Below are 17,748 nucleotides of genomic sequence, written 5' to 3'. Positions count from 1 at the left end.
TGTTGTGGTAATTCTATTAAAGGCCTCTATGGGCTTTTTTGTCTACAAGTGTTCGGTTATATTTTACAATCTCCCGTATACAATATTCTGAAAGTATTCGAAAGGAGGCCTGCGCCATGTCAAAGGTTCCGCCAGTCTTACTCGACCAGCAACTTTGCTTCTCGATCTATTCCGCTAGCAAGAAGTTTAACCACTTCTATCAGAGTGCCCTTGCCCCATTTAGCCTGACCTACCCGCAATACATTGCGATGTTGGTTCTATGGGAGGATGCTCCACTGACCGTTCACCAACTCGGTGAACGCTTGGAATTAGATAGCGGCACATTAACTCCTCTGTTAAAGCGTCTGGAAAAACAGGGTTGGGTGAGTCGTGTTCGTAGTCAAACCGATGAACGCCAGGTGTTAATTCACTTAACCGAAATGGCCACTGCCAAACGCGAAGAGGTCTATGCTCGAATCGGTCAATGTCAAACCTTATTGGGAATGACCGACAAGGAAATCGATGACACAATGGCTGAATTGGCCACTGTTAAGTCCCAATTAGATACGGTCAGTCGTCAGCGACTGATTACCAAAAACATCGATAGCGACAATTAAAAAGCTTAGCGGCTAGTAACCGCTAAGCTTTTTTAATGAATCGGGCCTGTGACAAAAGTCTCAGGCCATTTCTTGCGCTCCAAACATCTATAGTCGAAACGTGTGACAAAAGGCAGTCAACTCCGCTTAACCCCGATAGACAAACAATCCAAGACCGGGATTATTCGTCTATCGACATTAATGCTCATTGACTAACCGCCTTTGGTCACACTCTTTAATGAATCGCCGTCACCATGAGCAACATGGCAATTAAATTATTAAAACCGTGCATAAAAATCGTGGTTTGGAGCTTACCAGTCTTGCGATAGACGTAGGCGAAGGTCCCCCCCATGATGGCATAGATGAGCCAACTGATCGGATTGTCACTTTGATGAACTAACGAGAAGACAATGCCACTCGCGACAACCGGTAACCAAAAACGCTCCTTAGAGAAACAGCCACTCACCAAAATTCCCCGAAAAGTTAACTCCTCCAGAACGGGTGACGCTAACACCGCCGTCAGGCTCAACATGATTAAGGACAAGGGACTCTTACCGAGAATTGTTGCAATGAGGTCATTGTTCTTCGTACTAGTTTCCTTAAAAGCCAACATATTCACAATGTTTAGGCTCATTTCAACCACCATCATAAAGACGTAGCCCTTCACCATGAGTCGCCAGTCTTGGCCAGTCAGTCGTTGCCACTTACCAGGGACGATCCGCCGATAGATCCACAAGCCAATGGCAATCGCCACCAGAAAGCCGGCGGCATAAACAACGGCCCATAATCCACGTTGCCAGCTAGCCCCACGACTTAAAAAAGCTAAGGGAATCTGGACAATCGTGACCAGAATGAGCATGACCAGGAACCACCCAATGTTAATAAAGTTTTGTTTTTGTGTACTATTCACACTATCCATCCTTTGTTGGCTCGCTTAACTAACCGTGGAACGGCCCGCAGAATCCCACGATCCGTTACTTCTAATTAGTCAGCAAAACCCATTTTTCTCAATATTAATTTTTTAATGGCATTTTTTCTCATTATGGGTTACTATATGGTTGCGGGCAAGTTTGAGTTAAGTCTCGACTTGCGCGTGAGGCTTCTGTCCTCATTCAACAGACGATTTCATTTTACTCCCCCAAAGTAGATGAAATTTTTACAGCATAATCCCCCAATTATGTTGTAACCTTACTCTTTGGCCATTGCGACTTATCGTAATGGCTTTTTTTGTGTCGTTTTTTCTTCTGAATCCGCCATCTTTTCCTTCTTAGGGGTGCGTTGGAGCATAGGGGCAATGACTGCCCAACGCTTAAAAAGAATTCTGCAATCCCACACCGTTGCTAGAGTGAATCCCACTAAGCTCACGGCTGCCTGAGCCCAGATTCCAGTAACCCAATGCACGGCAATCCACACCGTCGCTAGAATAATCACCACCGTTAAACTCACAATTAAACTCACGGTCCGAATGAATTTTCCCACGTCGCCTCTCCCTCTCAGTTCTCATTGGTCAAATCTTACCACGTTTTCACAGGTTCTCACAATCTCTTTTCTTTGCTCCGGTTGGAATAGTCACTCAGCGAACCAGGTCCAAACATGTGCAATCGCTTGCATTTGCATGAAACCGGCCTTTATAATAATATTTATTTCACACCGACAGAGGGAGAATAATTGCTAATTACCAGGGGGTAGCCTAAGATTAATAGTGAATGATTGTGCAAATAATTAATAGAAAGGAAGACGATTGGGTTTGAAAATTATTACGTTACACGTTTCAGATGACGCTCTTCAGGTCAGCTATGCCCCTGCCGGCAAACCGGAGGCGCAGCGCGAGTTCACTATCGCATATAACACTGACCAAAGCATCGGCGAAAATCTTGAGAATTTACGAGTACGCTTAGTGGGTCTTGACGTGGATGCCGCAGTGGTCGATAACGCCCTGAGTTATCCCTTCTCCGACACCGTTGTCGGGATTAACCACCAACGGATTGATATTGGTTTAGCCATTACCAACATGCTAAACATCCCCGTAGTCAGCAGCCAAGCCATTGCGGACCAGGGACTGGAACATGCCCTGGCTAGCAAACGTGAGTACCTCAGCTGGCACTTGGATTACTACGGCCAATATGCGGGTAAACGGAACTACGGACAAGAGGCCATGTTAACCGTGGGTAACGGGTTCTTCGGCCTGCGTGGGGCTTATACCGAAGCTCACGCAGACACTGACAACTATCCTGGCATGTACACGGCCGGCTTGTATGATCAATTGACAACGAATATCAACGGACGTCAGGTCGTCAATGAAGACCTGGTCAACCTGCCAAATGCCCAGGCCCTAACGTTTGGGGTGGATCATCAAAATCCATTTCAGATTCGGTCCAGTGATATTCAGGATATCTATCGTAGTCTGGATCTGCATACCGGTGCCTTGACCACAACCATGTTGGTTCAACTTTCCACCGGCCATGCGCTACAGATCAAAACCACGAAACTAGCCAACATGACGGACTGGCATCGCTTAGCCATCCGCTACAGCGTGACCCCACTCAACTTTTCTGGGTCGCTTCAGATCTATTCTGAAATCGACGGCAGTGTCGTCAACAGCAATGTTGAACGCTACCGGGCCTTCAATCAGCGCCACATCCAGGTTACGGGTACCAGTCGTCAACCCGATACGCTCTTCTTAGAGGGTCAGACCCAATCGTCCAAGGTTCCCTTCATCTTTGGATCACAACTGACCGGCCCCGGCGAGGCGCTAGATGCCCCCGTTGACACCCGGTCCCATGCCGAACAGCACATTCAACAGATGCGTTCGGCCGCGGTTCAACCAAATCAAACGTATACCTTTGAAAAAAATGTGGTCTTCTTTACCGGCCGTGAAACGACCAGTCCCCTGGACCAAGCGGCAGCGACAGAAATTAATGCCGCAAGCTTCGCCGACACCCTCACCAGCAATACTCACTATTGGGAAAAGCGCTGGCACGGGGCTGACATCCAAATCACTGGCGATATTACCGCGCAGAAGTTAACGCGGGTCAACCTGTACCACCTCTTCTCGGCCACCCAAGCCATTGCCTCAGGCAAAATCGATGCCTCTGTCAATGCACGGGGACTCGACGGTGAAGCTTATCGGGGACATGTCTTCTGGGATGAAATGTTCGATCTCCCCGTCTACGCGCTGCATGATCCCGAGCTGGCTAAACAACTCCTCATGTATCGTTATCGCCGGCTAGACGAGGCCAAGAAAAACGCTCAGGCCGATGGTGACGATGGGGCCATGTATCCTTGGCAGTCTGGTGAGTTAGGTGACGAGCAATCACAAATCGTCCACCTGAATCCCCTGACCAATTCCTGGGATCCGGACTATTCTTCCCTCCAGCGTCACGTGTCCTTAGCCGTGGCTTACAATGTCATCATGTACACCCATATCACGGGAGATCAAAGCTTCATGACCGCTTATGGTTTAGAGATGTTGAGTGAAATTTCCAAGTTCTGGCTCAGCCGGGCCAAATTAAATTCACAGACCCATCGCTACACCATCGACCGGGTCATGGGGCCAGACGAGTTCCACGAAAACTATCCGAATGCCGACAGTACCGGTCTCGCAGATAACGCGTATACCAATCTCATGGTCACCTGGCTCTTCAATCAAGTGCGGACTTTGCGTCACGAACTGCCTGCTAAGGCGGTCGCTGCTAGTGACCAGAAGACTGGCTGGACGGCTAAGACAACCGACCAGTTGAAGGACGTGAGTCACCATCTCCGTCTCGATATCAGCCCAGCCGGGATCATCGGCCAGTTTGCCGGGTACTTCAAGCTTCCCCGCCTCGACTTCGCTAAATATCAGAAGAAGTACGGCGATATCTCCCGGATGGACCGGATCTTAAAGGCCGAGGGTAAGACGCCCGATGCCTACCAGGTTGCCAAACAAGCCGATGCGTTGATGGCTTTCTACAGTCTCGATGAGCAACAGGTCTTCGGGCTTTTGGATCAATTGGGCTATCACCTACCAAAGGGTGCCTTCGACAAGAACCTTCAGTTCTACCTGGACCGAACCACCCATGGATCCACCCTCTCTCGTATTGTCTACGCCGTTCTAACGGCAATGGCGGGTAACATGGACCAGTCGTGGAAACTCTTCTCACAGGCCCTCCTATCGGACTATTACGACATTCAAGGTGGGACCACTGCCGAAGGCATTCACCTGGGCGTCATGGGAGCCGTTACCCTCATGACTACCCGGCACTACGCAGGGGTAGATATCTTAGCGCCTAAGCTGTCCGTTAACCCTCACCTGCCAGCAACTTGGCAACAGTTGGACTTCGCGCAACTGGTTCGGGGAACACGGTATCATTTCACGATTGACCACCAGCACGTTCAAGTCACGGCAGATAAAGCAGCCGTCTTAACGATTGGTGACCAAGAGATCACGTTAAAACCAAATCAAACACAAACTATTTCATATTAAGGAGTTTTCAATGATGACTAAATTTGCGGATATTAAGGGTTTTGTTTTTGACTTAGATGGGGTCATTACGGACACTTCCGTCTTGCACGGTAACGCCTGGCACCAACTCGCCGACTCCCTTGGGGTGAGCTGGAATGATGACCTGGCCAACGGCCTCAAAGGAATCAGTCGCATGGATTCGCTCGAGATGATTCTGAAGGCTGGTCACAAGGAAAACGACTACACCCAAGACCAGAAGGTGGCCTTGGCCACTCAGAAGAATGACAATTATGTTGCCGAGGTTAACAAGATGACCCCTGCCAACATTTTGCCAGGCATGAAGGCCTTTCTAGATAACCTCCGAGCTAAGGGCTATCAACTCTCTCTCGCTTCGGCCTCCAAGAACGCCCCACGGGTTCTCGATAAGCTTCAGCTGGCCGACTACTTCCCCAAGGTCGTTGATCCAGCCAGTCTGACCCACGGCAAGCCGGATCCCGAAATTTACACCAAGGGTGCCCAGGTTCTCAACCTTGACCCCGCTCAGTGTATCGGGGTGGAAGATGCCGCTGCTGGTGTCCAAGCCATCAACGCTGCCGGTGAGGTTTCCCTCGGTATCGGGGATGCCCACGAATTGGCAGCTGCCGACATGGTCTTTGCCGACACGGCTAGCGTCACGCTCGAAAATATTGCGAAAAAATTAGGTTAATCTTGTGAAAACGAAGGGCCTGAGACAAAAGTCTCAGGCCCTTCTTGCGCTCCGAACGTCTATAGTCGAAACGTGTGACAAAAGGCAGTCAACTCCGCTTAACCCCGCTAGACAAACAATCCAAGACCGGGATTATTCGTCTAGCGACGTTAATGCTCATTGACTAACCGCCTGTTGTCACACTCTCGTTAAATTTAGTGAATGAGTCCAAAGTGCCGGATCCCTTGGACGATGCCATCATCCATATTGCTACCTGTCACGTAGGCTGCCTTGTTCTTCGCCTGAAAGACCCCGTTAGCCATGGAAATTGGCACGTCGACCTCATCGAACATTTGCAGGTCGTTTAGCCCATCCCCAAAGGCATAGGTCTTCACATCCTGCAATCCGGCCTCTTTCAGGAAGGTTCGAATTCCAGTCTGTTTGCTAATCCCTGTTGCCATCGTATCGAGTGCCCGCGGATTGTTGCGGACAAAGGACAGCTCTCCGGCAAACTTTTCCCGGTATGGGGCTTCGTTATCACGATTGAAGACATTGAGAAAGTTAATCTCCTGGGTCTGATACCAGGTCGGATCAACTTTCGCATCCAACCGCAATAACTTGAAGTTATCGGTCGTATCCTGGTTGGCCTGGCTTAACCGAAAGCCCTGGTTATTGAAGTAACCCAAGGGATCCCCCTGCTCATTGGCAAAGGCGGTAATCGCAGCGAGTTCCGTTTGTGGAATCACCGCAGCCGTGAGCCGCTTACCCTGATACTGGACGTAACTCCCATTGGCACTGACCACAGCGTCGATGTTCGTGGCATCGAGCACATATTGAATTTCAAAAATGTTTCTTCCAGTGGCAATAACTGGTAGAATATGATGTTGTTGCATTTCGTGAATGGCGGCGATACTTGTCGGTAAAACGTTCTTGTTATCGTCAAATAACGTACCATCCAAATCAAAAAAGACGATTGCTTGATACATCTCGTTCAACCTCCTAATCCACTTATACCAACGAGTCTATTATACAACAATGACCAAACTTCACGAAATGGCGAAAAAATATCTGTCAAGCAAATGTAGTAGCCAGTTTTTTTATGGTACACTATATCTTGTATATTTGATAAAAGAGGGGCTATCATGGTGATAATTACAGCTGGAATGATTGGCGTCGGCAAGACGACTCTTACTGGAAAGATTGCATCACACTTGGACACAAAGGCATTTTTTGAACCGGTTGGTGACAACCCGGTTCTACCACTATACTATGCAAATCCCAAGCAATACGGTTTCTTATTGCAAATTTACTTCCTCAACAAACGTTTTAGCATGATTAAACGGGCGTTGGCGGATGACAACAACGTTCTGGACCGTTCAATCTATGAAGATGCCCTCTTTACGCGTGAAAATAACGCCGAAGGGAACATCACAGATACCGAGTTGGAAGTTTACTTAAGCCTGCTGGATAACATGATGAATGAACTAAGTGCACTGCCAAAGAAGGCCCCTGACTTATTAGTCTATGCGGATGCCGATTTCGACACCATTCTTCACCGTATCAAGAAGCGTGGTCGTGACTACGAACAATTCGACGATAACCCAAGCCTGGAAGCTTACTACAAGAAGATGTGGACCGCTTACCAAGGCTGGTACGCAGACTACGACGTGAGTCCTAAGGTTCGGATCGACTTACAAAAGTACGACCTGGACGTTCCCGGCAACACGGAACTCGTTCTCCAACAAATTGATGATGCTTTAAAAGACATTCGGACAGACGCAACCATCTAATCCGACGACCAACGCCACACCCCCTATTGAGAGGTGTGGCGTTTTTTTACGATTCGGAAGTGACAAAAAAGAGGCATGCCGCAGCATCCCTCTTCTTGTCACATTTTTTTAGTGATCTGCCGTTTCCGATGGCAATAAAATGATTTGGCTATCACCGTCATCATAGGCCAGAACGGTTTCTGGCAACTGAGGCGCGTAGGTAAAGTCGGTGTCGAATCCGGCACTGACCGCCCCGCGTTTGTCGTCCGTCTGAACATATTCAAACGTCGTCATCCCCTGATTATTGTGAAGCTTAAACGTTAGCAGATTTGCCAACGGAAAGAGGCCTTGGAGGTCATTGTCAATGATATCCCAGACGGCGTCGATCATGTCGCCGGGTAGGACCGCAACGGTACCATAACTGGCATAACGTGCATGATTACTTTCAAACATTTTCTTCGCCTCCACTCTCGATCGTTTAAAACCATTATACCGTAACTGTTTTCAAAACGGGAATAATTACCCCTTGTCGTCGGTCAGGTGTTGCGTCTCACGACGGTCAAAGAAGTTGACCGCAAACGAGATCACAATCAGGATCACTCCAGCAATAAAGATGGCATGTAGGCCCTGATATAAGATCCCACGTAAGGTTGGTAAAACGTTAGCCGGCAAACTCACCGCCGTTTGCGGATTGATAAGTTTGTTCATCATGGCCATACTCGTGCCATGATGATTAGCAACGCCGCGGGTCATGGCAAGGTTCATAATAATTCCTAAAATAGAAACCATCATGGTTTGTCCGAGCGTCCGTGACAACGTGTTGAATGAAGTTGCAACCCCAATCTCATCGACATCAACTTGGCTCTGGACGGTGACCGTGGTCGTGGTGATGGTAATCCCAAACCCAGTCCCACAGATCCCCGCGATGACGAAGAAGCACCAGAACGGTGTGGTTGCTGGTAATAACGCCATTGTAATGGCCCCAATCATCACTAACGTTAAACTAATATTCACAATTTGATATGGGGAACGGCTCAGGAGTAACTTTCCGGCAATAAACGACCCAACAATCCACATCAACGAACTAGGCGTAATCGCAAATCCGGCTTCGGAAGCCTTTAACCCGAGAAGACCTTGCGTCCAAGTGGGTAAGTAGACCTCAAAGCCCATAATAAACCCACTCAGTAATGCGGCGATTAAATTTTGCACGACAAACGTTCGGTTTGCAAACAGAGATAACGGAATCAACGGATCGGCCGTTCGCTTCTCTTGGCGTAGGAAAGCCCAGAAGGCCCCAATAGAAATCAAGAAACCCAGGATGACGAACAGCACGTTGAGTTGCCCCTCACCTAGGAGTTGGAAGGTCAGCATCAGCGCCAACAGACCGAGTGACAACCAGAAACAGCCGGCCCAATCCATTGTGAATTTCTTTCGTTCCGTGCGCTCTTGCAGATAGAACCAGATCAACCCCATGGTAACAATTCCAATAGGAATATTAATGAAGAAGATCCAGTGCCAGCTGAGGTGATCAACGATGAAGCCCCCTAACAAAGGCGCAACAACGGCCGCGATTCCCCAGGCGGACCCGTTAAGTCCCATGACCCGGGCGCGCTGTTCTACCGGATAAATATCCGCCAGAATCGTAAAGGACACGGGCATAATAGCCCCGGCCCCGATCCCTTGTAGGGCTCGCCAAGCAATCAGCGTTTCCATACTGTGGGACATCCCCGACAGCGTCGACCCCACAACAAAGATAAATAGGCCGACTAAGAAGACCAGCTTACGACCAACCGTATCAGCGAGCTTACCGTAGATGGGTGTGGCGATAGCACTCGTCAGCAAGAAAATTGAGAAGACCCAATTCATAAGGGCTACCCCTTGCAGATCACCGACGATGGTGGGCATGGCGGTTGAGACGATGGTGCCTTCGATAGCAGACATAAAGGTAGCGACGAAGACGGCCCCCGTCACAACCTTGACGTTAGTTTGTTTCTTTACCATAATTTCCTCCTACCGTTGGGCCCCACCACACAACGAAACTGAGTAGCCAATTGCGCTACTTCCCAAGTCTGTATTAAAACAGTAATACCTTATATTATCAAGGGTGAGCGTCTAAATTTCAACCCCCAACCCAAAAATCCCGCCACCAGGAACTTCCTGGTAACGGGATTTCATCAATTAATTGGGCTTATTTGCAGGCAGCCTTCAACGCGTCTACCTTGTCGAGATGTTCCCAAGGTAAGTCGACGTCGGTCCGGCCAAAGTGACCGTATGCCGCCGTTTGCTTGTAAATTGGACGCTTCAGATCCAGCATCTCAATGATACCGGCTGGACGTAAGTCAAAGATCGCACGCACGGCCTCAGCCAGCTTACTTTCCTTCACAACACCCGTGCCAAACGTATTGATGGAAACGGAAACGGGTTCCGCTACCCCAATGGCGTAGGCAATCTGAACTTCACATTCAGTGGCTAACTTAGCAGCCACAATGTTCTTGGCAATGTAACGGGCCGCGTAACTAGCCGAGCGGTCAACCTTCGTGGCGTCCTTCCCGGAGAAGGCCCCACCACCATGGTGAGCAGCTCCACCATAGGTATCCACGATGATCTTCCGCCCCGTCAATCCGGCATCCCCTTGAGGACCCCCGATAACGAAACGGCCGGTAGGATTAATGAAGTACTTGGTCTTGTCATCTAAGAACTTGGCTGGAATAACTTCCTTAACCACCTGGTCAATGACATCCTGACGAATTTGGTCCAACGTGACGTCTGGATCGTGTTGCGTACTCAAAACCACCGTGTCGACTCGCATTGGCTTGCCATCGTCATCGTATTCAACGGTGACTTCTGCCTTAGCATCGGGACGGAGGTAATCAATGACTCCATTCTTCCGCAAGCTGGCAATGCGTTGCATTAAGGCATGGCTCAACATGATTGGCAGTGGCATGAGTTCGGGCGTCTCATCGACAGCATACCCAAACATCAGGCCTTGATCGCCGGCACCAATCTTGTCTAATGGATCTTCGTCACCCTTCCGCGTTTCCAGGGAGTCATCGACCCCTTGGGCAATGTCGGGTGATTGTTCGTCGATCGCTACTAATACGGCACAGTTATCGCCGTCAAAGCCGTATTGACCGTCGGTGTAACCAATGTCCTTGATTGTTTGACGAACGACTTTTTGAATGTCCACATAAGCCTTCGTTGAGATTTCCCCAAAGACCAGGACCAACCCAGTCGTCACAGAAGTCTCACAGGCTACCCGTGAATCTGGATCTTGTGCTAACAGCGCATCGAGAATGGCATCACTGATCTGGTCAGCAATTTTATCTGGATGGCCCTCCGAAACGGATTCGGACGTAAATAAATGTCTTTCTTGCAATGGATATTCCCCCTAGATAGTGTTGGCGACAAGTTGACCGATAATCTCGCGCCAGTCGGTTACAAGGCAGCTTCACAGCAATCGTGAATCCTATCGGGAATTGACTCATAACTCAAGTATTCTAACATAAATTCCCGAACCTTAAAAGAAAGCTTCCCTTTGTATGAAAGAATGATTGACCCCGCGTGCAACAATTACTAAGATTAAAGACAATACTATAATTCGTCGAATGGAGCGATCCCATGACTAAATTCATGGCCCTTTTAAAAAACAGAACGGTTCAGCAATTGTTTATTTACACCGTCTTTCAAAATATTCTCTGGTGGGTCGCTGGATCGACCGCTGCCACAGGAACTCCCCTATCCACCTCAGTTAAATTCTACCTATTAGTTTATGGTGGATTTCTGGCGGCCGGAAGTTTCCTGGTCCTCAACCATCATTTCCGGTCGACGATTGGTCCCATCTTAGTCGTAGCCGCCGCAACCATGGGGTTCTTAGCGGCCCCAGACAATCGACTGGTCCAACTCTTTGCCCTTTTACTCTGTATCTTCCTCGTTCTGGTCTGCGTTCCCCAGTTAGGACTTCAGTCCATGTACGGTCTAATTGTCTTCAGTGCTCTCAGTGGCTGTGGTGTGCCAGTTATCCTATTTTATCTTCGAAACCACTATCTCGCGTGGCAGTTCATGTTGCCATTACTTCCTATTATCTTTAGCTATCTGGCTTTTTATGAATTTCACTTCATCCCCGAAGCCTGGGATTGGCGCCTGACCTTGATCACGCCAGCACTCCTGATCGTAGTGTTACTGGTCGTCCAAGCCTTCTCCTGGCGGATTGCCGTCGCTATTCTCTTAGTGGTCGGTTACTGGTGGTTACAGCGTCGCATCAACGTCCGTTATCGACTAGTCACAACCAGCGTGGTCCAACTCATCTTGGGACTACTGGTTCTTGATTAATCTGTTGATATAAACTTAAAGTTTCGCTAAACTCCCGGTAATTCTTAAATCCTGTGATTTGGCTGTGTTAGAATGAGCCCATCAAGCAATGGAGGAATTCAAATATGCCCGAAATCAGAGTGATCGGCGATATTCTTAGCGGAAAGTTTCAGCCCACCCTCACTGGTAATCCAATCGTTGATGCAGCGCTCATCAATCGATTTTGTCAAAGCCTTATCACCGCGCTCGCACTCACTCCAAATTCCGTACAAGCGGAACATCACTGGGACCTAACCATCGATCCCAGAAAAGTCTATGTGATTGATTCGCAAATTTTAGCGGCTAGTGGCCATCAAAATCGATTAGCTAACGTGATCCCGATTAGTCATGCTGAGCTCTTACACGGCCAAATAGGTGCCACTCAGGAGCAACTTGTTGCGGTGTTGACTGCCCAATCGTCACCAAATTGATAAAATCCAACCCGTCAGAGCGGTTGGATTTTTTGTTTGGCATAAATTACGTAAAGTCTTGAATGCCGACCAGCCCGGCCTGTAACCACGGCGTGCTCTCATCCAGCCGTCGCTGAAGCGACATGAGGCCATCGATCAGCTCGACTTCCTTACCGGCAATATAGAACTGTGTTTTGATACGATAAAGGCGGCCCTGCTCAATGTCAAACTTTCGTCGTAGCTTAAAACCATACAGGTCGTAAGTTAACGTCTCAACGGCCGTCCCCTTATTCACGGTGACAAGATCTGCCTCGCTCAACTCACTAATTGGAAAACTATGCTTCTGGTGCGTTTCACGGTCCCAGAGCTCCAGTTGATAATGGGCTTCGGCCATTCGCACGAGGAAGTTCCCCAATGAGCAGAAGAACTGCCGTCGAAAGTGGACTAGGTCGTTCACGTCACGGTAAAACAAGTGTTTCAATCGATAATTATTGACTGACATACCCAAGAGATCTTCGAGATGATGTTTCATGTCCAAGTAACTTGCGTGGGAGACCAAAAACTTTGCAATCTGATCACGCTGATCGCTAGTCAAGGGTTCCATCATTGCCTCTTTGGAAACGTGTCGGCACTTTGTTGAAGTTGGCGTCACATTTTCTTTGTCGGACATTAAAGTCTCCTTATTGGTAGCCCTTGTTGGCTATCCAAAGGTACCTTAACACGTCGCCAATCAAATACATAGCCCGTATTATTTATAAGCCGTGTGGTATAGGTCAGTCGGCGTTGCATGACCGACTGAGAACATACACTGTTTCTCGCGTACGGCCCGAAATGACCGTATAATCAGCCACTTATCCCCCATTTATGCATCATTTAATATTGATAAATAAATATTATTTCACTGGTACTTTTTTAAAAGATTGCCTGCATATACTTCCGACAACAAGTCGCGTATATTGGAAGTAACACAAGAGGAGGAGTCATCATGTCAGAAATTTTAGTTACCACCACTGAAAAGATTCCCGGCCAAGATTATGAAGTTCTAGGCGAAGTCTTTGGTTTGACCACTCAGTCCAAAAATGTTCTACGGAATATCGGGGCCTCACTAAAGAACGTTGTGGGTGGCGAAATCAAGGATTACACGAAGATGCTTAACGAATCTCGGGAAATTGCCATCGAACGCCTGCGACAGAACGCCGTCACGATGGGAGCAGATGCCGTCGTTATGATGCGCTTTGATTCCGGTTCCATTGGCCAAGATATGCAATCCGTAGCCGCTTACGGAACCGCTGTCAAATTTCGGTAATTACCACAACATTCACTTTGTGTAACGTTATAATCGTTCGTCACTTATCATCCGATTATATCGTCAATAGCATAAAAGAGTCACATGAATCATCCAATCTTGGATAACTCATGTGACTCTTTTTTTGATCTCTTGGCGACTTTTCTACCACTTTTCACGGAATTACCTATATAGCCAGAAAGCTTGATGTGTAACCATTTCGGCGACTTTATTGTCATGTATTTGTCATTTATATCCACATCCGGATTATTGTCCCCTGAAAACTATCCATACTCACTAATATGTCTCACCAACTGATCCACTACTCGTTTTATACTAACCATAGTCAATCAGATAGCGAGCAACTTAAAAATGATTATTCGGAATTTAATGGATTAAAAGAAAGCAGGTTATCAACATGTTAAAGAAAATTGTTAAATGGACAGTCTTAGTAATTGCAACCATCGTCTTAACTCTCACTAGTTTTACCAGCACCATCCTCGCCGCTTCAAAGACGCCTTCTTGGGGCCACTGGGATGACACCACGATTACATACAAGACCGCAAGCACCTCTTCCTATTACAAGGGTGTTTGGAAGAACGCCGTTAAGCGTTGGAACAAAGTTGGTGTGGTTCAGTTAAGAGCTGCCAAGTCTGGTGAAAAGGCTGACATCACGTTAACCTCTTCCAAGTCATTGAGCACCAAGAGCGGTAAACTTGCCGGTTACACGAACTACTCTTACTTAAAGAAGAGCGATAACAACAACGAAATCGTTTCTGCAACCTCTACTCTTAACCGGAGCCTCTTATCCAAGTACAAGTACTCCAAGAACCAACGGACGAACGTCGCAACTCATGAAATTGGTCACGCCATTGGCTTAAGCCACTCCAAGAGTGAAGACAGTGTTATGTATGCCTCCGACCGTTACGCTTCAATCGACCACCAAGACAAGGTTGGTTTACAATCAGCCTACGAAGACTAATCATTTTAAAACAATTTTCGAACAAAACCTGCGAAAAAACCTAGCCAGTCCAGCTAGGTTTTTTTATTTATCTAAATTTTGATGGCCGTGCCAATGGTCCGAACACTTCTCCCCTCTTAGGTCGTCATGTTGGCTCTCTTAGACCAAGAATGAGCAATTATCCCCCATTGACAATGCTGGCCTTAAATGGGCTTTATATGCCGTTTTGCTCATCTCCTCCTGCTTGAGATGCTAACTTGGCTGCGTACTCTTACATTAACCAAGTCCCCAGTTGAAGTGCATCAAAAGGACCTTAGATCCGAATGAATGACTACGCCTGTAAGACCTTGTTGGCATCAACAGTCCCTAGTGATCCCTTTCAACAGCTGCGTCCAATTGTTCGCTTTACGCAACAATAAGTAAAATCTGTAATTAAGCTAGTTTAAGCAATAACGCGGCCGAACGCAATATGAAAAGCTTGGTGATTGGTCGAAAAAATTGGCTCTTTAGCACTAGCCAGGCCGGTGCCAAAGCGACCGCCATTTGGATGAGCATCATTGAATCTGCTAAAGCTAATGATATCAACCTAGTACGACTAAATTCAATATCTGCTAGAAATGATTCCAAAACTACCAACTTTTGCGAATGGGACATGGTTGACGGCTTATTTGCCATGGAATTACAAAAACATGATTACCAAGCTGACACAGGTAGCGTAAGTCAGAAGCAAATGTGGCGTCCTCAAAAAACGAGGACGCCACATTTTTTACATTTCAAGACGGGGTGCTTACGTTTTTGTAGTTGGTAGTGTTAATTTATCCCATGTCTTTAAGTAAATTAAGTAGATTAATACTATGTTAATAGGCGTACTGTTTTGATAATCACTCGTCGAGTGTAGTATTCTGACCGCGTGATAGATGACTATTATAACTAAATATTAGTACCATTGTTTTGAGTTATGCAAAGACGGAAAGGGGTTGTAAAATGGAAAAAATTTTATTTGCTATTTGGCCAGCAATGGGACAATATAACTCCAAAAAAACGTGAAAGATATGTCCAAAAAAATGCATGAATCAAACGGGTTCGAGAATGGTAGAAAACAAATCTTGAATTTTTTAAAGGAGTTGAGCTAAATGCATATTCTTTTTCAAATTAATGCGCTGTTAAGATTCTTAGTAGAAATGATAACTCTAGTAACAGTAGCTTCTGTAGGTTTTACAAAATATAAGTTACCACTTAATTTACTGATGGGGATTCTAGTGCCAATTGCAATTTATGTGATTTGGTCTATTTATATGGCTCCTTTATCACCAAACAGAGTTGGCCTACTTTTGAGAATAATGGTTGAGATTATCATTTTTGGCCTCTGTGATTATATGATACTAACTAAAATGTCAGTTCGTGTAGGGATTGTATATGGAGTTGTTGTTGGTCTGAATGCAATAATGGCACACATTGGAGATGAAATATATGGCAGTAGTTTATGAAATGGAAAATGTTTATCAAAAATACAAGGGCGAAAAAATTATGCAAATAAAAATATTCGAAAACGTGAATAGCAGGTTTGCCAAGGACCATACTCACAATCCAAGTCACGCCATGGCGTCCCAGTTCGACCAATAAAAATCATGGCTTCAAGCATCAAACGATTACTTTTTGCCGGTCGACCAGTCACTTGTTTTGGGAATAAGGGTTCAATTTTTAGCCATTGATTATCAGTCAGCTCGATTTTTCGTTGATTGTTAGTCATGATGGCAGCCTCATTTCTTTTCTAATAATATATCAGGTTTAGAAAAGCGAACGAAGCGATATGCATTTTCACTTTTAAAACAAGCCCTAGTCAATTAAGGTTAAAACTACTTTTTAGAGGAGATTTACATATATGAAGTCAAAATTAGTCATCTCAACCTTAGCTGTGGCTACTGGCGTGGCCACCAGGAATTGTACATCAAGCGCAACAAACTCTACCCTGGCTATTGGAGCTTAGGTGCCCCTATGCAACAGAATTTGAATTGAAGCCTGTCAAACACAATGGCAAGCATGCACTTAAGCTGTTATCAAATAATTACAGCTCTGCGAAGTCTACAGTCCACTATCTTTTCAAATAACTCTGCCCAAACAAAGTGACTAGAATCCGGATTTAATTCCAGCCTCTAGTTATTTTTATATTTGCGCTTCCGAATTTACGATCGAAGAGCAACATACCAGTGGTCTCAGCGATGCCTAGAAGTACCTCCAGTGACTACACCAGACTCCGGCACAGGAAGAAACCCTGTCTTCATTTAGCCTCGTCATATCTAATGTGAGAGCCCTATAGGCGGCCAGTGTCATCCGTAAGTGTCCGCTAGCAATGGGCCACCACCAGATACCAGTTATTGCAACGCTCAAATAAGCACCTGGCTAATGTGACAAGATTGGATAGGCCAGGCCAATGCCATCAGCATTGGCCTGCCGAGGTCATTTGGCACCGTATAAGGGACGTGTACGTTGCGTTGCCTCCATTACTAATAGAAATTTACAGCTGCTGTTCTGTAGCTTACCGAAACGGGAGCGGTTTACCTTAGGCTTCCCTTCTAAAACGGCCAGGTCACATCTTCTAATGTCCTTCATGCCGGACTGACTCTAAATTGCTACCTTAGGGTAGTCATTCAAGCTCGATAGGTAGCAATTCGGTAGCAGTTTTCGTGAAAACACACCAAAATAGCTAATTACGGGGTAAAATAAAAAGTCTCAAACGCCGACAAATCAACGTTTGAGACTTTAAAAAAATTCCGTGTCTTGCTTGTGATACCGGAGGTGGGGTTCGAACCCACACGACCTCAACGGTCACTGGATTTTGAGTCCAGCGCGTCTGCCAGTTCCGCCACTCCGGCAAAAAAAATACTGATTGGATACACCCAGTCAAAGGTGGTAATCGGATTTGAACCGACGATGAAGGTTTTGCAGACCTCTGCCTTACCACTTGGCTATACCACCATAATCGCCTATCCAATCTGATTGGATCAGCTAATAAATCAAGATGCCCAATCCTAAGGGCGGTATGTGGGAATCGAACCCACGCGTGCCGGAACCACAATCCGGTGTGTTAACCACTTCACCAATACCGCCATTACATTACAAACAGGGATAGTAGGAGTTGAACCCACATCGACGGTTTTGGAGACCGTTGTTCTACCATTGAACTATATCCCTATGATGGTGGGGAGTGGATTCGAACCACCGAACCCGAAGGAGCGGATTTACAGTCCGCCGCGTTTAGCCAGACTTCGCTA

17 protein-coding genes, 5 tRNA genes, 1 pseudogene and 1 riboswitch are annotated in these 17,748 nt (G+C 46.8%); of the genes and pseudogenes, 10 read left to right on the top strand and 13 right to left on the bottom strand.

Translation table 11 applies throughout. The features are described from left to right. The first annotated feature begins 116 nt into the window (after window positions 1-116). Window positions 117-596 carry a MarR family winged helix-turn-helix transcriptional regulator gene (locus OCU14_RS10485; protein ID WP_261810980.1) on the top strand — a complete coding sequence of 160 codons (480 nt, stop codon included), beginning with the start codon at window positions 117-119 and terminating at the stop codon, window positions 594-596. A 214-nt stretch (window positions 597-810) separates the two neighbouring features. Here the strand turns inward: OCU14_RS10485 and OCU14_RS10480 are convergent, their stop codons facing one another. Then, window positions 811-1,485, bottom strand: a complete 675-nt coding sequence (locus OCU14_RS10480; protein WP_261810979.1) for a type II CAAX endopeptidase family protein — start codon at window positions 1,483-1,485, stop codon at window positions 811-813. Window positions 1,486-1,784: 299 nt separating this feature from the next. Further along, window positions 1,785-2,054 carry a hypothetical protein gene (locus OCU14_RS10475; RefSeq protein ID WP_261810978.1) on the bottom strand — a complete coding sequence of 90 codons (270 nt, stop codon included), beginning with the start codon at window positions 2,052-2,054 and terminating at the stop codon, window positions 1,785-1,787. A gap of 268 nt (window positions 2,055-2,322) precedes the next feature. On the opposite strand from OCU14_RS10475, the gene OCU14_RS10470 reads away from it, so the two are divergent. Together OCU14_RS10470 and pgmB are read left to right on the top strand one after the other, a co-directional pair. Next, on the top strand, window positions 2,323-5,040 hold the full coding sequence (locus OCU14_RS10470) for a glycoside hydrolase family 65 protein (RefSeq protein ID WP_261810977.1): 2,718 nt from the start codon (window positions 2,323-2,325) through the stop codon (window positions 5,038-5,040). Window positions 5,041-5,053: 13 nt separating this feature from the next. After that, the gene (gene pgmB, locus OCU14_RS10465; RefSeq protein ID WP_261810976.1) at window positions 5,054-5,725 is read left to right on the top strand and encodes a beta-phosphoglucomutase; all 672 of its coding nucleotides are present in this window, start codon (window positions 5,054-5,056) and stop codon (window positions 5,723-5,725) included. Between the two features lie 194 nt (window positions 5,726-5,919). On the opposite strand, the gene OCU14_RS10460 is transcribed toward pgmB, so the two are convergent. Further along, a complete protein-coding gene (locus OCU14_RS10460) occupies window positions 5,920-6,690 on the bottom strand; it encodes a Cof-type HAD-IIB family hydrolase (protein WP_261810975.1) in 771 nt (256 codons plus the stop codon). Window positions 6,691-6,846: 156 nt separating this feature from the next. Here OCU14_RS10460 and OCU14_RS10455 point away from each other — a divergent pair, with 156 nt between their 5' ends. Then, entirely contained in the window at window positions 6,847-7,494 is a 648-nt protein-coding gene (locus OCU14_RS10455; RefSeq protein WP_261810974.1) for a deoxynucleoside kinase, read from the top strand. 108 nt (window positions 7,495-7,602) lie between these two features. Here OCU14_RS10455 and OCU14_RS10450 read toward each other — a convergent pair whose 3' ends face one another. The 3 genes from OCU14_RS10450 to metK form a co-directional block, all read right to left on the bottom strand. Continuing rightward, window positions 7,603-7,926 (bottom strand): DUF960 domain-containing protein, encoded by a 324-nt coding sequence (locus tag OCU14_RS10450; protein WP_057879091.1) that lies wholly within the window; start codon window positions 7,924-7,926, stop codon window positions 7,603-7,605. Window positions 7,927-7,992: 66 nt separating this feature from the next. Beyond that, window positions 7,993-9,474 carry an MDR family MFS transporter gene (locus OCU14_RS10445; RefSeq protein WP_261810973.1) on the bottom strand — a complete coding sequence of 494 codons (1,482 nt, stop codon included), beginning with the start codon at window positions 9,472-9,474 and terminating at the stop codon, window positions 7,993-7,995. Window positions 9,475-9,661: 187 nt separating this feature from the next. Continuing rightward, on the bottom strand, window positions 9,662-10,849 hold the full coding sequence (metK, locus tag OCU14_RS10440) for a methionine adenosyltransferase (RefSeq protein WP_261810972.1): 1,188 nt from the start codon (window positions 10,847-10,849) through the stop codon (window positions 9,662-9,664). Continuing rightward, window positions 10,847-10,965: riboswitch (SMK box riboswitch) on the bottom strand. (Overlaps the previous gene by 3 nt.) 126 nt (window positions 10,966-11,091) lie before the next feature. On the opposite strand from metK, the gene OCU14_RS10435 reads away from it, so the two are divergent. Further along, on the top strand, window positions 11,092-11,802 hold the full coding sequence (locus OCU14_RS10435) for a hypothetical protein (RefSeq protein WP_261810971.1): 711 nt from the start codon (window positions 11,092-11,094) through the stop codon (window positions 11,800-11,802). 104 nt (window positions 11,803-11,906) lie between these two features. Continuing rightward, entirely contained in the window at window positions 11,907-12,251 is a 345-nt protein-coding gene (locus OCU14_RS10430) for a hypothetical protein (RefSeq protein ID WP_261810970.1), read from the top strand. 46 nt (window positions 12,252-12,297) lie between these two features. Here the strand turns inward: OCU14_RS10430 and OCU14_RS10425 are convergent, their stop codons facing one another. Then, entirely contained in the window at window positions 12,298-12,900 is a 603-nt protein-coding gene (locus OCU14_RS10425; RefSeq protein ID WP_261810969.1) for a hypothetical protein, read from the bottom strand. Between the two features lie 315 nt (window positions 12,901-13,215). On the opposite strand from OCU14_RS10425, the gene OCU14_RS10420 reads away from it, so the two are divergent. The 4 genes and pseudogenes from OCU14_RS10420 to OCU14_RS10405 all read left to right on the top strand — a co-directional run bounded on the left by OCU14_RS10420 (window position 13,216) and on the right by OCU14_RS10405 (window position 15,963). Then, window positions 13,216-13,536 (top strand): heavy metal-binding domain-containing protein, encoded by a 321-nt coding sequence (locus OCU14_RS10420; RefSeq protein ID WP_057879085.1) that lies wholly within the window; start codon window positions 13,216-13,218, stop codon window positions 13,534-13,536. Between the two features lie 397 nt (window positions 13,537-13,933). After that, window positions 13,934-14,497, top strand: coding sequence for a matrixin family metalloprotease (locus OCU14_RS10415; protein WP_261810968.1), 564 nt, complete (start codon window positions 13,934-13,936; stop codon window positions 14,495-14,497). Window positions 14,498-14,915: 418 nt separating this feature from the next. Next, window positions 14,916-15,065: pseudogene (locus OCU14_RS10410) on the top strand (IS66 family transposase); the annotation flags it as partial. A gap of 544 nt (window positions 15,066-15,609) precedes the next feature. Beyond that, window positions 15,610-15,963 (top strand): YrdB family protein, encoded by a 354-nt coding sequence (locus tag OCU14_RS10405; RefSeq protein WP_261810967.1) that lies wholly within the window; start codon window positions 15,610-15,612, stop codon window positions 15,961-15,963. A gap of 38 nt (window positions 15,964-16,001) precedes the next feature. Here the strand turns inward: OCU14_RS10405 and OCU14_RS10400 are convergent, their stop codons facing one another. The 6 genes from OCU14_RS10400 to OCU14_RS10375 form a co-directional block, all read right to left on the bottom strand. After that, the gene (locus OCU14_RS10400; RefSeq protein WP_261810966.1) at window positions 16,002-16,226 is read right to left on the bottom strand and encodes a transposase; all 225 of its coding nucleotides are present in this window, start codon (window positions 16,224-16,226) and stop codon (window positions 16,002-16,004) included. A gap of 1,038 nt (window positions 16,227-17,264) precedes the next feature. Further along, a tRNA-Leu gene (locus OCU14_RS10395) sits at window positions 17,265-17,349 on the bottom strand. Window positions 17,350-17,381: 32 nt separating this feature from the next. Next, window positions 17,382-17,452 (bottom strand) — tRNA-Cys (locus OCU14_RS10390). 58 nt (window positions 17,453-17,510) lie between these two features. Beyond that, window positions 17,511-17,583, bottom strand: a tRNA-His gene (locus OCU14_RS10385). A 14-nt stretch (window positions 17,584-17,597) separates the two neighbouring features. Further along, window positions 17,598-17,668 (bottom strand) — tRNA-Trp (locus tag OCU14_RS10380). Between the two features lie 4 nt (window positions 17,669-17,672). Continuing rightward, a tRNA-Tyr gene (locus OCU14_RS10375) sits at window positions 17,673-17,747 on the bottom strand. Window position 17,748 lies beyond the last annotated feature (1 nt).

It is taken from the genome of Levilactobacillus humaensis, from assembly GCF_024345185.1.
Classification (GTDB): domain Bacteria; phylum Bacillota; class Bacilli; order Lactobacillales; family Lactobacillaceae; genus Levilactobacillus; species Levilactobacillus humaensis.
Note: the sequence above shows the minus strand (reverse complement) of the source record. Positions and strands in the feature narration are given on the sequence as shown.

Coding starts and splice junctions, on each gene's coding strand:
- OCU14_RS10460 (WP_261810975.1), bottom strand. CDS start 6,690: ATGTATCAAGCAATCGTCTTTTTTGATTTGGATGGTACGTTATTTGAC.
- OCU14_RS10450 (WP_057879091.1), bottom strand. CDS start 7,926: ATGTTTGAAAGTAATCATGCACGTTATGCCAGTTATGGTACCGTTGCG.
- OCU14_RS10420 (WP_057879085.1), top strand. CDS start 13,216: ATGTCAGAAATTTTAGTTACCACCACTGAAAAGATTCCCGGCCAAGAT.
- OCU14_RS10445 (WP_261810973.1), bottom strand. CDS start 9,474: ATGGTAAAGAAACAAACTAACGTCAAGGTTGTGACGGGGGCCGTCTTC.
- OCU14_RS10430 (WP_261810970.1), top strand. CDS start 11,907: ATGCCCGAAATCAGAGTGATCGGCGATATTCTTAGCGGAAAGTTTCAG.
- OCU14_RS10400 (WP_261810966.1), bottom strand. CDS start 16,226: ATGACTAACAATCAACGAAAAATCGAGCTGACTGATAATCAATGGCTA.
- OCU14_RS10435 (WP_261810971.1), top strand. CDS start 11,092: ATGACTAAATTCATGGCCCTTTTAAAAAACAGAACGGTTCAGCAATTG.
- OCU14_RS10455 (WP_261810974.1), top strand. CDS start 6,847: ATGGTGATAATTACAGCTGGAATGATTGGCGTCGGCAAGACGACTCTT.
- OCU14_RS10425 (WP_261810969.1), bottom strand. CDS start 12,900: ATGTCCGACAAAGAAAATGTGACGCCAACTTCAACAAAGTGCCGACAC.
- OCU14_RS10485 (WP_261810980.1), top strand. CDS start 117: ATGTCAAAGGTTCCGCCAGTCTTACTCGACCAGCAACTTTGCTTCTCG.
- pgmB (WP_261810976.1), top strand. CDS start 5,054: ATGACTAAATTTGCGGATATTAAGGGTTTTGTTTTTGACTTAGATGGG.
- OCU14_RS10415 (WP_261810968.1), top strand. CDS start 13,934: ATGTTAAAGAAAATTGTTAAATGGACAGTCTTAGTAATTGCAACCATC.
- OCU14_RS10405 (WP_261810967.1), top strand. CDS start 15,610: ATGCATATTCTTTTTCAAATTAATGCGCTGTTAAGATTCTTAGTAGAA.